Raw genomic sequence first — 12,948 nt, 5'->3', positions numbered from 1 at the left:
CAGAGCGGTGCCAAATGCTGCCATCCTAAGCCTGATACTATTTCCCAGCAGGTGACCTGGCTACCGGCGCGACTGGGGTACTGACGAGGGACGTCCATGCAGCTCTATTATCACCCTGACCAGGAGCGCCACGCCCCGCCGAGTTTTCTGCTCCGCGGCCGCCAGGTGGCCTCGCCGGAAGGGCCGGTGCGCGCCGAACTGCTGTCCGCTGGCCTGGCTGAGTGCGGCCTGTCACTGGTCGCGCCCGCTGCCAGCGACGGTGAGCGGCTGCGCGAGCGGCTGCTGCGTATTCATACGCCGCGCTATCTCGACTTTCTCGAGACCATTTACGCCCGCTGGCAGGCGCTGCCGGACGCCGCTGAGATCGTCGCACCCAACGTGCACCCCTGCGGCGGCGGTCACCACTACCCGCGGCATCCGGTGGGCCAGGTGGGCTGGCATATGCACGACATGGCCTGCCCGATGACCGCCGACAGCTTCGCCGGCATCCTGGCCAGTGCCGCCAGCGCCGAGGCCGCCGCCGAGGCGGTGATGGCGGGCAAGCGCTACGCCTATGCGCTGTGCCGGCCACCGGGCCATCACGCCGGTCCCGAGCGGGCGGGGGGCTTCTGCTTCCTCAACAACTCGGCGCTGGCTGCCACGGTGCTGCGCGAGCAGCATGAGCGGGTGGCGATTCTCGACGTCGACCTGCATCATGGCAATGGCACCCAGGATATTTTCTACGCGCGGGGCGACGTCTGGACCGGCTCGCTGCACGCCGATACCACGGATTTCTACCCGTTCTTCTGGGGCGGCGCCGATGAGACCGGCGAAGGTGAGGGTGCTGGCGCCAACCTCAATATACCGCTGCCGCTGGGCAGCGACGGCGCGACCTTCATGGCCGCGCTGGAGCGTCTCATCGAGGCCATGCAGGCGTTTCGTCCCACCGCGCTGGTGGTGGCACTGGGGCTCGATGCCCACAAGGCCGACCCGCTGGCCGGCCTGGTGCTCGAGAGCGAGGATTTTACTCTCGTGGGGCAGCGCCTCGCCGCCATCGAGTGGCCGACGGTGATCGTCCAGGAGGGCGGCTACCCGACGGACTATCTGGGGGCCAACCTGGCGGCGTTCATGCGCGGCTACTGCCAGACCTGACCATCTATTGCACACGGAGCTACATATGAGCATCCAGTATCACGACAGCAACACCCGCATGAGCCAGGCCACCTTGCATAATGGCACCGTCTACCTGGCCGGCCAGGTGCCCGACGACGCCAGCGCCGACATGCGCGGCCAGACCGAGCAGGTGCTGGCCAAGATCGAGCGCCTGCTGGCCGGCGCCGGCAGCTCCAAGGAACATCTGCTCAGCGCCCAGATCTGGGTCACCAGCATGGCCGAATTCGACCAGATGAATGCCGCTTGGGACGCCTGGGTGGTACCCGGTCGCCCACCGGTGCGCGCGGCCGTCGAGGCCAAGCTGGCCAAGCCCGAGTGGAAGGTCGAGATCATGGTCACCGCGGCGATTCCGGGGGCCTGATATGCGCGTCATCTCGGCTGAGGAGGTGGCCGCGTCGCTGCCGTGGGACGCGTTGGTGGAACGCCTGGCGCGCACCTTTCGCGACGGCGTGGAGTCGCCGCCGCGCCACCATCACGCCATGCAGCGGCCCGACGGCGAGGCCACCCTGCTGCTGATGCCGGCCTGGGAAGCGGCCGGCTATATCGGGGTCAAGATGGTCAACGTCTTTCCCCAGAATGCCGATCACGGCCTGCCGGCGATTGCCGGGGTCTATCTGCTCAGCGAGGGCGCCCACGGTCGGCCGCTGGTGTGCCTCGATGGCAGCGAACTGACCCGGCGGCGCACCGCCGCTGCCTCGGCGCTGGCCGCCCGTGAGCTGGCCCGCGATGACGCCGAGACGCTGCTGGTGGTGGGGACCGGCAAGCTGGCGCCGATGGTGATCGAGGCCCACGCCGCGGTACGTCCCATCAAGCGCGTGCGCATCTGGGGCCGCCACCTGGACAAGGCCGAGCGGCTGGCCGCCGACTACGCCGGGCGCTTCGACTGCGCGGCGGTGGAGGACCTCGAGGCGGCTACCCGTGAGGCGGATATCGTCAGCTGCGTTACCCTGTCCAGCGCGCCGCTGATCCGCGGCGCCTGGCTCGCGCCGGGCACCCATCTCGATCTGATCGGCGCCTTTCGCCCCAGCATGCGCGAGACCGACGCCGAGTGCTTCGCGCGCAGTGAGGTGTTCGTGGATACCTACGCCGGCGCCCAAGGAGAAGCGGGAGACATCCTGCAGGCCATCGACGAGGGCGCCTTCACCTTCGATGCCGTGCGGGCCGAGCTGGCCGAGCTGCTGCGCAACGAGAAGCCGGGACGCTCCTCGAGCGAGGCGATCACCCTGTTCAAGTCGGTGGGCGCATCGCTCGAGGACCTGGCGGCGGCCATCGAGGTCTGGGAGCAGCTCGAGGGGCGTGCCTGATCTGTGCCAAGCGGCTGTGGCAGCTGCGGCGATGCCACGAACCGACTAGGCCATTAGCCTGCTGGCGGCGCGCAGCAGCTGGATACTAATGACAATGACCGGCGTTGGGGAGAGATGACGTGCATATTGTGGTGATCGGAGCCGGCGTGGTGGGCGTGACCACGGCGCATGCTCTGCAGCAGCGCGGCCACCGGGTCACGGTGGTGGAGTGCCTCGCTGCGGCGGGGCTCGAGACCAGCCGCGCCAATGCCGGCCAGCGCAGCTACGGCTATGTCTACCCCTGGGCCTCGCCGGCCATGCTCAAGAAGGCGCTGCCGTGGCTGGTCAAGCGCGACGGCCCGCTCAAGCTGAAACTGCCGCCGTCACCGCACGCCCTGCGCTTTCTGGCAGCCACCTGGCGCTTTGCCCAGCAGCCCGGCCTGTTCGAGGCCAACAAGCGTGCCATGCTGCGCCTTGGAGCCTATAGCCGCCAGTGTTTCGAGGCGCTGGAGGAGGATGCGACGCTCGACTTCGATGCCGGTCAGGGCGGTCTTGTCGATCTTGCCAGCGACGTCGAGTCGCTCAAGGCGCTGCAGGTCAATGCCGGGCTGCTCGGTGAGCTGGGCATCGCGCATCAGCTGATGACCGCCGCCGAGGTCGCCGAGCGCGAGCCGGCCCTGGCGGGTAGCCAGCCGCTGGTGGGTGGCATCTGGCTGCCCGGCGACGGCACCGGCGATTGCCACCGCTTTACCCAGGCGTTGGCCGCGGTCTGCGCGGCACGTGGGGTGGATTTCCTGTTCGAGACCCAGGTGACCGGCGCCGAACGCGACGGCGGTGGCCATCTGCGTGCGCTGACGCTTGCCACTCGCGACGGTGAGGCGCTTGAGCCCCTCGCAGCCGATGCCTTCGTGCTGTGCGCCGGCACCGCGTCGCAGCGGCTGGGTGAAATGTTCGGCGCCCGCCTGCCGATCTACCCGGTCAAGGGCTACTCGTTGACCATGCCGCTGCGCGATGCCGCGCGGGCGCCGCGCTCGACGGTGATAGACGACCGCTACAAGGTGGTATTCACGCGTCTCGGCGAGCGCCTGCGGGTGACCGGTTTCGTCGAGCTCGCCGAGCATGATCGTCAGATCCCGGAGCAGCGGCTGGAGACGCTGCTTCACGCCGTGGCGTCGCGCTTCGACGGGGCTGCCGATGTCGAGCGCGCTGAGTCATGGGCCGGGTTTCGGCCGATGACGCCGGACGGGCCACCGGTGATCGGAGAAGGCAAGCGTAACAACCTGTTCCTCAATACCGGACATGGCACCTTCGGCTGGACCCTCTCCGCGGCCAGCGCCCAGTTGATCGCCCAACTGATCGACGGTGACAAGCCGGCGCTGGCCCTCGAGGCGTTTCGCCCGGGACGCTTCGGCTAAAGGCTCTCTCATTTGGCAAGGACGCGACCATGACGCCCCTTTACGACCGCGATGGATGGATCTGGCAGGACGGCGAGTGGCTGCCCTGGCGCGAGGCCACCACCCACCTGCTGAGTCACACCCTGCATTACGGCATGGGCTGCTTCGAGGGTATCCGCGCCTACGCCGGCCAGCGCGGCACGCACCTGTTCCGGGTCGCCGAGCATACCCGGCGGCTGCTGGATAGTGCCCATGCGCTGGACATGCCGCTGGCCTGGGACGCCGCCGCGCTGATCGAGGCGCAGCGCGAGTGCGTGCAGCGCAACCAGCTGGCCAATGCCTACCTCAAGCCGACGGTGTTCTTTGGTGCCGAGGGCATGGGGCTGCGCGCCAAGGGGCTGACCACCCATGTGATGATCGCTGCCTGGGACCTGGGTGACTACCTCGATCCGCGTGCCGCGCGGGTCGGGCTGCGTGCCTTGACCTCCTCCTGGGCGCGTCATCACGTCAATATCAGCCTGTGTCGCGCCAAAACCAACGGCCACTACGTCAACTCGATCCTGGCGCTGAATACCGCGGTCAAGGCGGGATTCGATGAAACCATCATGCTCGACCCTGAGGGCTACGTCGCCGAAGCCTCGGCGGCCAATGTGTTCCTGCTGCGCGATGACGTGCTGCATACCCCGGAGATCACCTCTTGCCTGCAGGGCATTACTCGCGACAGCGTGATAGAGCTGGCGCGCCGCGAACTGGGCCTCGAGGTGCGCGAGCGGCGTATCACCCGCGATGAGCTGTATACCGCCGAGGAGGCGTTTCTCACTGGCACTGCTGCGGAGATCCTGCCGCTGCGCGAGCTCGACGGGCGGCGTATCGGGGCACGCGGTGCCGATGCCGGCCTGGCGCTCGACGAGATCGACCCGGGGAGTGTCACGGCGCGGCTGCAGCAGCTCTACCGGCGTCTCACGCGGGGCGAGCTCGAGGGCTACGGCACCTGGCTGACACCTATCGCCGAGCGCGCCTAGCGGACAAAAGAAAACGCCATGAAGCCCGACGCTTCATGGCGTATTCCTTCCTCCCTGAGCACCGTCCGGGTGCCATGGCCGTGGCCATTTCCTGTTGGCGCTCCCTGCGCCGTCGCATCCTTGACGAGGTAGAGCAGTATCCTTTGCGCCCGCCCAACCGTTATAGGCTGGATAGATGACAGTCTAGTCACGATTGCGTGACCTTTCCTTGTCATCGGGCAAATCAGTGGCAATATGCTGCTCCAGCGCGCTGAGTAGCCCGCGCAGCAGCGAGAGCTCACGGCGCGAAGGCTGGGCACGGGCGAACAGCGTCTGCAGCTGCTGCTCGGTGGTGGCGTGGGGCTGGGTGAGAAAGCCGCTACTGGCCATGATCCGCGAGAGATGCGCCTGGAAATGCCCCAACTGCTCCCGGGTTGGCGGCTCGGCCTGAGCCGGGCGCTGGTAGCGGTAGTCGCTGGCCGGCTGCCGACGCCAGGCGCGGTGCACTTCGTAGGCCAGCACCTGCACCGCCTGGGAAAGGTTGAGGATGCCATAGTCGGGATTGGCCGGAATGCTCACCTGATGGCTGCACTGGCGGATCTCGTCGTTGGTCAGCCCTGAGCGTTCGCGGCCGAACACCAGTGCCACCGGTGACTGACGGGCATGCTCGACGACCGTCTCGGCCATGGCGTCGGGCTCATCAAAGTGGGGCAGCGGCAGGCTGCGCAGTCGTGCACTGGCGCCGACCACTTGCACGCAGTCAGCCACGGCGTCGCTCAGTTCATCGACCACCCGGGCGCCGTCTAGCACGTCCTCGGCGCCGGCCGCCAGGCGCGATGCTTCGACGTCGGGATAGCAGCGCGGCCGCACCAGCACCAGATCAGTGAGCCCCATGGTCTTCATGGCGCGGGCGGCCTGGCCGATATTGCCGGGATGAAAGGTCTGGACGAGGACGATGCGAATATTGGAGAGCATGGAAGACAAGACGTAAGAAGGAAGATTAAAGACCGGCACTTCGTGCCTGAAAGACGTCATTCTACACGGCTTGGTCTTCCTACTTCCCACAAAATAAAACCCCGCCGGCTGTCACCGGCGGGGTCTGTCTCAGGCAGTGCCTGGGGCAGGGGGCTTGCTTACATCATGCCGCCCATGCCACCCATACCGCCCATGTCGGGGGCGCCACCGGCCTCTTTCTCGTCCGGGTCATCGGCGATCATGGCTTCGGTGGTGATCATCAGGCCTGCCACGGAACCGGCTGACTGCAGCGCAGAGCGGGTTACCTTGGCCGGGTCCAGCACACCCATCTCGAACAGGTCGCCGTACTCGCCGGTCTGGGCGTTGTAGCCGTAGTTGCCTTCGCCGTCCTTGACCTTGTTGAGGATCACGGAGGCTTCCTGGCCGGCATTGGTCACGATCTGACGCAGCGGGGCTTCCATGGCACGCAGTGCGATGGCGATGCCGTGGGTCTGGTCCTCGTTGTCGCCCTTGAGGTCCTTGATCTTGGTCAGCACGCGTACCAGGGCAGTACCGCCGCCAGGTACCACGCCTTCCTCGACCGCGGCACGGGTAGAGTGCAGGGCGTCTTCGACGCGGGCCTTCTTCTCCTTCATCTCGATTTCGGTAGCGGCACCGACGCGGATCACGGCAACACCGCCGGCCAGCTTGGCGACACGCTCCTGGAGCTTCTCGCGATCGTAGTCGGAGGAGGTGTCTTCGATCTGGGTGCGGATCTGGCCGACACGCGCTTCGATGTCGCCTTCGTTACCGGCACCATCGATGATGGTGGTGTTTTCCTTGGACATGGTGATGCGCTTGGCGCTGCCCAGGTGATCCAGGGTAGCCTGCTCGAGGGTCAGACCCACTTCCTCGGAGATCACGGTGCCGTTGGTCAGGATCGCGATGTCCTGCAGCATGGCCTTGCGACGATCACCGAAGCCCGGTGCCTTGGCTGCGGCGACCTTGACGATGCCGCGCATGGTGTTGACCACCAGGGTGGCCAGCGCTTCGCCTTCGATGTCTTCGGCGATGATCGCCAGCGGCTTGCCAGCCTTGGCAACGGCTTCCAGCACCGGCAGCAGTTCGCGGATATTGGAGATCTTCTTGTCGACCAGCAGCAGGTACGGGTCTTCCAGTTCCACCGCCATGGTGTCCTGGTTGGTCACGAAGTAGGGCGACAGGTAGCCGCGGTCGAACTGCATGCCCTCGACGACTTCCAGCTCGTCTTCGAAGCCACGACCTTCATCGACGGTGATCACGCCTTCCTTGCCGACCTTCTCCATGGCATCGGCAATGATTTCGCCGATGCGCGAGTCGCCGTTGGCGGAGATGGTGCCGACCTGGGCGATGGCCTTGGCGTCGGTGCACGGTACGGCCAGGGACTCGATCTCCTTGACCGCGGCAATCACTGCCTGGTCGATGCCGCGCTTGAGATCCATCGGGTTCATGCCGGCGGTAACGCCCTTCATGCCCTCGTTGACGATGGACTGCGCGAGCACGGTGGCGGTGGTGGTACCGTCGCCGGCCACGTCAGAGGTCTTGGAAGCGACTTCCTTGACCATCTGGGCGCCCATATTCTCGAACTTGTCCTTGAGCTCGATCTCCTTGGCCACGGACACGCCGTCCTTGGTGACGGTCGGGGCGCCAAAGGACTTCTCGATCACCACATTGCGGCCTTTCGGGCCCAGGGTGGCCTTGACGGCGTTGGCCAGGACATCGACGCCCCGCGCCATACGCTTGCGGGCATCATCGGAGAATTTGATCTGTTTCGCTGACATTTTTAGTGCTTCCTAATCTGAGTTCGTGAAACTAACGCAGTACAGTAACGGGTAGAGGCTTAGCCTTCGACCACGGCGAGAATGTCGGACTCGCTCATGATCAGGACTTCTTCGCCGTCGATCTTCTGCTTCTCGACGCCAAAGCCATCCTTGAAGATCACCGTGTCGCCAACCTTGACGTCCAGCGGACGCACTTCGCCGTTGTCGAGAATCCGGCCGTTACCGACGGCGAGGATTTCGCCACGAGTCGGCTTTTCCTGGGCATTGCCCGGGAGCACGATGCCGCCAGCGGTTTTCTGTTCTTCTTCGACGCGACGGACGACGACGCGATCGTGCAAGGGACGGATGTTCATTGCTCACGTTCTCCTGATGGTTTGCTGTGTCGTGATGGTTCACGACGGTCCATAACAGCTCCGGAAGCGGGCTTCCGGGAAGGCGGTTGCCTTCATTGTCATTGGTGCCGAGGAGACCTCGGCACCGAAGCTCGTCTTCTAGCCCAACAGTGGGGGCTGGAGAAAGCCTTTCAAGGCCGCCAAGCAAAATTTTTTACGTTTTTCAGCCACTCAGCGGCGTGAGTCGTCGCGGCTGATGAAATCGCCCTCGATGGGGCCCTCGGCAGTGTCTCGATGACCGCGGCCATGCGCTTGCCCGTCGTCGGTCTGGCGCTGGCCGCTGGCCTGATGCCAGTCATCCGGGCTCGGCCCTGGCTGCTGGTGGAAACTGAAGCCGCGCGCCTTGACGCCTACCCGGCCAAAGGCGCGGCCGAGCAGCTGACGGGTGCCAGGGATCAGGCACATGAAGCCCAGTGCGTCGGAAACGAAGCCGGGCGCCATCAGCAGGGCGCCGCCGAAGATCAAGGCGGCGCCGGTAATCAGTTCGCTGGAGGGCAGTTCGCCCTGGGCGAAGCGTTGCTGGGCGCGCTGCAGGGTGGCAACCCCCTGTCGGCGTACCAGATGCAGACCGATGACGCCGGTGGCCAGCACCAGCAGCAGGGTGGTGAGCAGGCCGATCTGGCTGCCCACCGAGAATAGGATGACGAAATCGAGCAGGGCGAAGAGGGTAAAGAGCAACAGGAAGGGCATGGTGACTCCTGGTGTAGTTTGGCCTTGATATGGAGGTGGCGAAGGTATTTTCAAGTCGCGCGCGAGAATGGCCGATAACCAAGTGTGGCGGCACATGCGCGACTCTTCACCAATGGTTGGCTGGGCGAAGGCAGCGTCTCGTGCTAGGGTGATTTATGTTGCGATGCACAATAGCATCGGCCGCCCCGCATTGCAGATGTCCAGCGGTGGCGAGCATCTAGCGAGAGGGCCAGGCACACTGGCCCCACAAGGAGATATCCATTATGCAGTGGAACGATTCGGTGGTGGCGATTACCGGCGGCGCGCGCGGGCTCGGCCTGGCCATGGCTGCGGTACTCGGGCGCAAGGGCGCTCGGATCGCGCTGCTCGACCTCGAGCGCGAGGCGCTCGACAACGCGGCCAATTCGCTGCTCGACCAGGGCGTACAGGCAACCGGTTTCGTGGTCGACGTGGCTGACGAGACCTCGGTGCGTCAGGCATTCGACGATATTGCCGCGCAGCTAGGGCCGGTCACCGGGCTGGTCAACAATGCCGGGATCACCCGCGATGGTTTGCTGGTCAAGGCGCGGGACGGCAAGGTGGAGAGCACCATGTCCCTCGAGCAGTGGCGTCAGGTCATCGACGTCAATCTGACCGGGGTGTTCCTGTGCGGACGCGAAGCGGCCAGCCAGATGGTAGACGCCGGCCAGGGCGGGGTGATCGTCAACATCTCGAGCATTTCCCGTGCCGGCAACATGGGCCAGAGCAACTACTCGGCGGCCAAGGCCGGGGTGGCTTCGCTGACCGTGACCTGGGCCAAGGAGCTGGCACGCTACGGTATTCGCGTTGGTGCGGTGGCGCCGGGCTTCATCGAGACCGAGATGACCTCCGCCATCCGCCCCGAGGTGCTGGAGAAGATCACCAAGGGCATTCCGCTGGGCAGCCTCGGCCAGCCGGCAGATATCGCCGAGAGCGTGGCATTCATTTTCGATAACGCCTATTTCACCGGGCGGGTGATCGAGTGCGACGGTGGTCTACGGATCTGAGCCTGGGTCTGTGCTCAAGAAGCCGGGCGACCCATCAAGGGTCGCCCGGTGAGCTCAGCGAGGGGGAGGAGTTGAGCTCCAAGGCCGGACACACATCTCGTCTACTTATCGCTAAGGGCCGATTAGAAGCTTACCTGGTCGCGGAAGCCGTCTACCGTGGCGGCGCCGATGCCGCTCACCCGGGTCATGTCGTCGGCGCTTTCGAAGGGCCCGTTGGCCTCACGCTCGTCGATGATCGCCTGGGCGCGGGTTTCACCGATGCCGGGCAGCTCTGCTAGCAGCTCCGCGTCGGCAGTATTGACGTCGATGGGGGCCATTTCCTGGGCCAGGGCGGGCAGCGCAAACGTCAGCAGCAGGCTGATGACAAACGCCTTGAAGAGTCCTTGCATACCGTTCTCCTTAGTAGAGTTATCGAGTGGGTCGACACCGCCGGGCTAAGCTGCTGGGGAGGCCCTGCGTGCTCTTTAACCATAGACAGGGGAGGCGGTGCTGGGGTGTGAGACATTTCTCCATTTTATGTAAGACTTATATAGCAAGTCATGAAAGCCATGGCTTACCGGCAGCGGACGCCACTGGGCTGATATACTGAGGCATATTCCTCACAGCCTGGACGGAGCCCTCCTCGCGCATGTCGATTTCCTCTCCCTTGATCATTGCCCTCGACTACGCCTCTCTCGACGCCGCCCTGTGCATGGCCGATCGCCTCGACCCTCAGCGCTGCCGGGTCAAGGTAGGCAAGGAGCTGTTCACCCGCAGCGGTCCCGAGGTGCTCGACGCGCTGCACGGCCGCGGTTTCGAGGTATTCCTGGATCTCAAGTTCCACGACATTCCCAATACCGTGGCCGGCGCCGTGGAAGCCGCTGCCCAGCAGGGGGTGTGGATGGTCAATGTTCACGCCGGTGGCGGACGGCGGATGATGGAGGCGGCCCGTGAGCGGCTCGAGGCGGGCGGTCTCGACACGCGACTGATCGCGGTGACGGTGCTGACCAGCATGGCCGCCGCGGATCTTGCCGAGGTGGGGATTACCGCCAGCCCCGCCGAGCACGTCGAGCGGCTGGCGCAGCTGACCCGCGACAGCGGCCTGCACGGGGTGGTGTGTTCGGCCCAGGAGGCTGAGCGGTTGCGGACGCTGTGCGGTGACGACTTCCTCAAGGTGACCCCGGGCATTCGCCCAGCCAGCGCGGCGGCCGGCGATCAGCGCCGGGTGATGACGCCAGCGGCGGCGATGACGGCCGGCAGTACGCATCTGGTGGTGGGGCGGCCGGTGACCCAGGCCGAGGAGCCGATGCAGGCCCTGGCGGCCATCGAGGCGGAGCTGGCGGGAAGCTGACGGCGACTATTCGCCGCGCAGGCCGGTGATCGGCCGGGTGGTGCCCCAGCTGCGACAGCTGGGGCACTGCCAGTGCAGCTGGCGGCCATCGAAGCCGCAGCGCTGGCAGCGGTAGTGGGGGCTGGCGTCTAGCAGCGACTGGGTATGCTGCTTGAGCAGCGTCATCGGTTGGCTTTCGGCGAGCCCGGGCTGGTGGCGATAGAGGTCAACCAGGTAGTCGATGCCGCGCAGGTTGGGCGCCTGGCTGAGCTGCTGGCTGACGAAGTCTGCAGCGGCATGGTCGCCTTCGCGCTGCTGCAGGCACTCAGCGAGCATGATAATGGCGCTGGTCGAGCGAGTCGCCTCGACCAGCGCCTGCAGCGTCTGTTCGAGGCCATCGGGATCCTCGCGGCGCAGGTAAGCGTCGCGCAGCGGGGGTAGAACCAGGGCGGTAAAGTCGGGATCCTGCTCGGGGATGCGCCTGAGCAGCTTGATCTCGGCCTTGTAGTGGCCGGTGTCGTGCTCCATGCGTGCCAGCATCCAGGTGGCGCGCACGCAGCGTGGGTCGGTCTTCAGCGCCTGTTTCAGCCGTTTGCGGGCGCGTGACGGGCTCGCCGAGTCGAGTTCCTGCTGAGCGAGCTCGCACTGCCAGTGGGCGGCGGCGCGGCGCAAGTCGTCATCCTCGCGAATCAACGGCTGCGCTACCTCGAGTGCCGCCTGCCACTCCTTCTCACGCTCCAGCAGGTCGGCCAGCAGGCGCTTGGCGTGGCGCCGGGTGTCCTCGAGGTGGGCCTCGTGGATCAGGCCCTGCAGCAGTTTCTCGGCGCGGTCGAGCAGCCCCAGGTGGAAGAAGTCGCGGGCCAGTTCGAGCTGCACGCTGTCGCCCTGGTGGGCGGTCAGCGTGGGCCGTGCCAGCAGGTTCTGGTGGATCTTGACGGCGCGGTCGGCTTCGCCGCGGGAGCGGAACAGGTTGCCCAGGGCGATATGAGTTTCGATGGTGTCGCTGTTGACCTCCAGGGCGGCGACGAAGGTCTCGATGGCGCGATCGGGCTGCTCGTTGAGGAGGTAATTGAGGCCCACGAAATAGTCGCGGGTCAGCGACGGCTGCTGGGCAGAGTCGTCGGGAGTGCGTTGTCGGCGGCCCAGCCACCAGCCGATGGCGACCGCTGCCAACACGAGTGCCAGCAGCATCGGGTCGAGCATTTAGGGCAGTTCCTTGAGCTCCTGGACGCGCAGGCGGTCGAGTTCCTTGCGCTGCTGCTGATTGTGGCGCTGGGCGCGGGTCAGCAGGGTGCGCAGGCGCAGGTAGACGCCGCTCATCGCCAGCATGCCGAGCAGTACCCCGCATGTCAGGGCGCCGAGTAGCCAAACCGAGAGCGATACCGCCGGCAGCTCGATCCAGATCAGGTTGAGCGGCATGGGCTGCTGGTTGTTGACGGCAAACAGGATACCGACCAGCAGCACGGCCAGCAGGATTATTGCCAGGATCACGCCTTTGAGCCAACGCATGGTGATGGATTCCTTAAGTCGTTCAGTAAAGCCGGAGCGGGGCGTCAGTAACCGAGGGCACGGCTGGCATTGACCTGCTCACGAAGTTCCTTGCCGGGCTTGAAGTGTGGCACGAACTTGCCATCCAGTTCGACCGGATCGCCGGTCTTAGGATTGCGCCCGACGCGCGGCTCGCGGTAGTGCAGCGAGAAGCTTCCGAAGCCACGAATCTCCACGCGCCCACCATCGGCCAGCGCGTCGGTGATGTCGTCGAGGATCAGTCGCACCGCTGCTTCGACTTCCTTTATCGACAGCTCGGGCTGCCGCATTGCTATCTGCTCGATGAGTTCGGACTTGGTCATTGCTCGTCTCCAATGCGGTCTGCGCCATATCCGGCTTTGTTGTTTGTCTTCAGCATACTGCGCAAACCGTGATAAAAC

14 protein-coding genes and 1 pseudogene are annotated in these 12,948 nt (G+C 65.5%); 7 read left to right on the top strand and 8 right to left on the bottom strand.

All coding sequences use genetic code 11. The annotated features are described in order from the left end of the window. Positions 1 to 96: 96 nt before the first annotated feature. The 5 genes from QC821_RS13095 to QC821_RS13075 all read left to right on the top strand — a co-directional run bounded on the left by QC821_RS13095 (position 97) and on the right by QC821_RS13075 (position 4,851). The gene (locus tag QC821_RS13095) at positions 97 to 1,131 is read left to right on the top strand and encodes a histone deacetylase family protein (RefSeq protein WP_309722128.1); all 1,035 of its coding nucleotides are present in this window, start codon (positions 97 to 99) and stop codon (positions 1,129 to 1,131) included. 25 nt (positions 1,132 to 1,156) lie between these two features. Next, positions 1,157 to 1,513 (top strand): RidA family protein, encoded by a 357-nt coding sequence (locus QC821_RS13090; RefSeq protein WP_076748278.1) that lies wholly within the window; start codon positions 1,157 to 1,159, stop codon positions 1,511 to 1,513. A 1-nt stretch (position 1,514) separates the two neighbouring features. Next, positions 1,515 to 2,456, top strand: a complete 942-nt coding sequence (gene lhpI, locus QC821_RS13085; RefSeq protein WP_309722123.1) for a bifunctional Delta(1)-pyrroline-2-carboxylate/Delta(1)-piperideine-2-carboxylate reductase — start codon at positions 1,515 to 1,517, stop codon at positions 2,454 to 2,456. Between the two features lie 119 nt (positions 2,457 to 2,575). After that, positions 2,576 to 3,850: a D-amino acid dehydrogenase gene (locus tag QC821_RS13080; protein WP_309722120.1), complete on the top strand. Its 1,275-nt coding sequence runs from the start codon at positions 2,576 to 2,578 to the stop codon at positions 3,848 to 3,850. Between the two features lie 29 nt (positions 3,851 to 3,879). Further along, positions 3,880 to 4,851 (top strand): branched-chain amino acid transaminase, encoded by a 972-nt coding sequence (locus tag QC821_RS13075; protein WP_309722115.1) that lies wholly within the window; start codon positions 3,880 to 3,882, stop codon positions 4,849 to 4,851. Positions 4,852 to 5,034: 183 nt separating this feature from the next. Here QC821_RS13075 and QC821_RS13070 read toward each other — a convergent pair whose 3' ends face one another. From QC821_RS13070 to QC821_RS13055, 4 genes are all read right to left on the bottom strand, one after another. Then, positions 5,035 to 5,805 (bottom strand): RNA methyltransferase, encoded by a 771-nt coding sequence (locus QC821_RS13070; RefSeq protein WP_309722112.1) that lies wholly within the window; start codon positions 5,803 to 5,805, stop codon positions 5,035 to 5,037. 158 nt (positions 5,806 to 5,963) lie between these two features. Continuing rightward, on the bottom strand, positions 5,964 to 7,604 hold the full coding sequence (gene groL, locus QC821_RS13065; protein ID WP_095618927.1) for a chaperonin GroEL: 1,641 nt from the start codon (positions 7,602 to 7,604) through the stop codon (positions 5,964 to 5,966). A 59-nt stretch (positions 7,605 to 7,663) separates the two neighbouring features. Further along, positions 7,664 to 7,957, bottom strand: a complete 294-nt coding sequence (locus tag QC821_RS13060) for a co-chaperone GroES (RefSeq protein WP_089658161.1) — start codon at positions 7,955 to 7,957, stop codon at positions 7,664 to 7,666. A gap of 210 nt (positions 7,958 to 8,167) precedes the next feature. Next, positions 8,168 to 8,686 (bottom strand): FxsA family protein, encoded by a 519-nt coding sequence (locus tag QC821_RS13055; protein WP_309722105.1) that lies wholly within the window; start codon positions 8,684 to 8,686, stop codon positions 8,168 to 8,170. Between the two features lie 263 nt (positions 8,687 to 8,949). Between QC821_RS13055 and QC821_RS13050 the strand changes: the two genes are divergently transcribed. Continuing rightward, entirely contained in the window at positions 8,950 to 9,711 is a 762-nt protein-coding gene (locus tag QC821_RS13050) for an SDR family oxidoreductase (protein ID WP_309722103.1), read from the top strand. 122 nt (positions 9,712 to 9,833) lie between these two features. Here QC821_RS13050 and QC821_RS13045 read toward each other — a convergent pair whose 3' ends face one another. After that, positions 9,834 to 10,100 carry a ComEA family DNA-binding protein gene (locus tag QC821_RS13045; RefSeq protein WP_309722102.1) on the bottom strand — a complete coding sequence of 89 codons (267 nt, stop codon included), beginning with the start codon at positions 10,098 to 10,100 and terminating at the stop codon, positions 9,834 to 9,836. Between the two features lie 239 nt (positions 10,101 to 10,339). Between QC821_RS13045 and pyrF the strand changes: the two genes are divergently transcribed. Further along, positions 10,340 to 11,041, top strand: coding sequence for an orotidine-5'-phosphate decarboxylase (gene pyrF / locus QC821_RS13040; RefSeq protein WP_309722099.1), 702 nt, complete (start codon positions 10,340 to 10,342; stop codon positions 11,039 to 11,041). Positions 11,042 to 11,047: 6 nt separating this feature from the next. Here the strand turns inward: pyrF and lapB are convergent, their stop codons facing one another. From lapB to QC821_RS13025, 3 genes and pseudogenes are all read right to left on the bottom strand, one after another. Then, entirely contained in the window at positions 11,048 to 12,223 is a 1,176-nt protein-coding gene (gene lapB / locus QC821_RS13035) for a lipopolysaccharide assembly protein LapB (protein ID WP_309722096.1), read from the bottom strand. Beyond that, positions 12,224 to 12,529: a lipopolysaccharide assembly protein LapA domain-containing protein gene (locus QC821_RS13030; protein WP_309722093.1), complete on the bottom strand. Its 306-nt coding sequence runs from the start codon at positions 12,527 to 12,529 to the stop codon at positions 12,224 to 12,226. 44 nt (positions 12,530 to 12,573) lie between these two features. Further along, positions 12,574 to 12,909 (bottom strand): annotated as a pseudogene (locus QC821_RS13025) (integration host factor subunit beta); the annotation flags it as partial. Positions 12,910 to 12,948: the final 39 nt, after the last annotated feature.

The organism is Franzmannia qiaohouensis (assembly GCF_031451695.1).
Taxonomy (GTDB): Bacteria; Pseudomonadota; Gammaproteobacteria; order Pseudomonadales; family Halomonadaceae; genus Franzmannia; species Franzmannia qiaohouensis.
The sequence above is the reverse complement of the archived record's forward strand: the minus strand, read 5'-3'. Positions and strand labels throughout refer to the sequence as shown.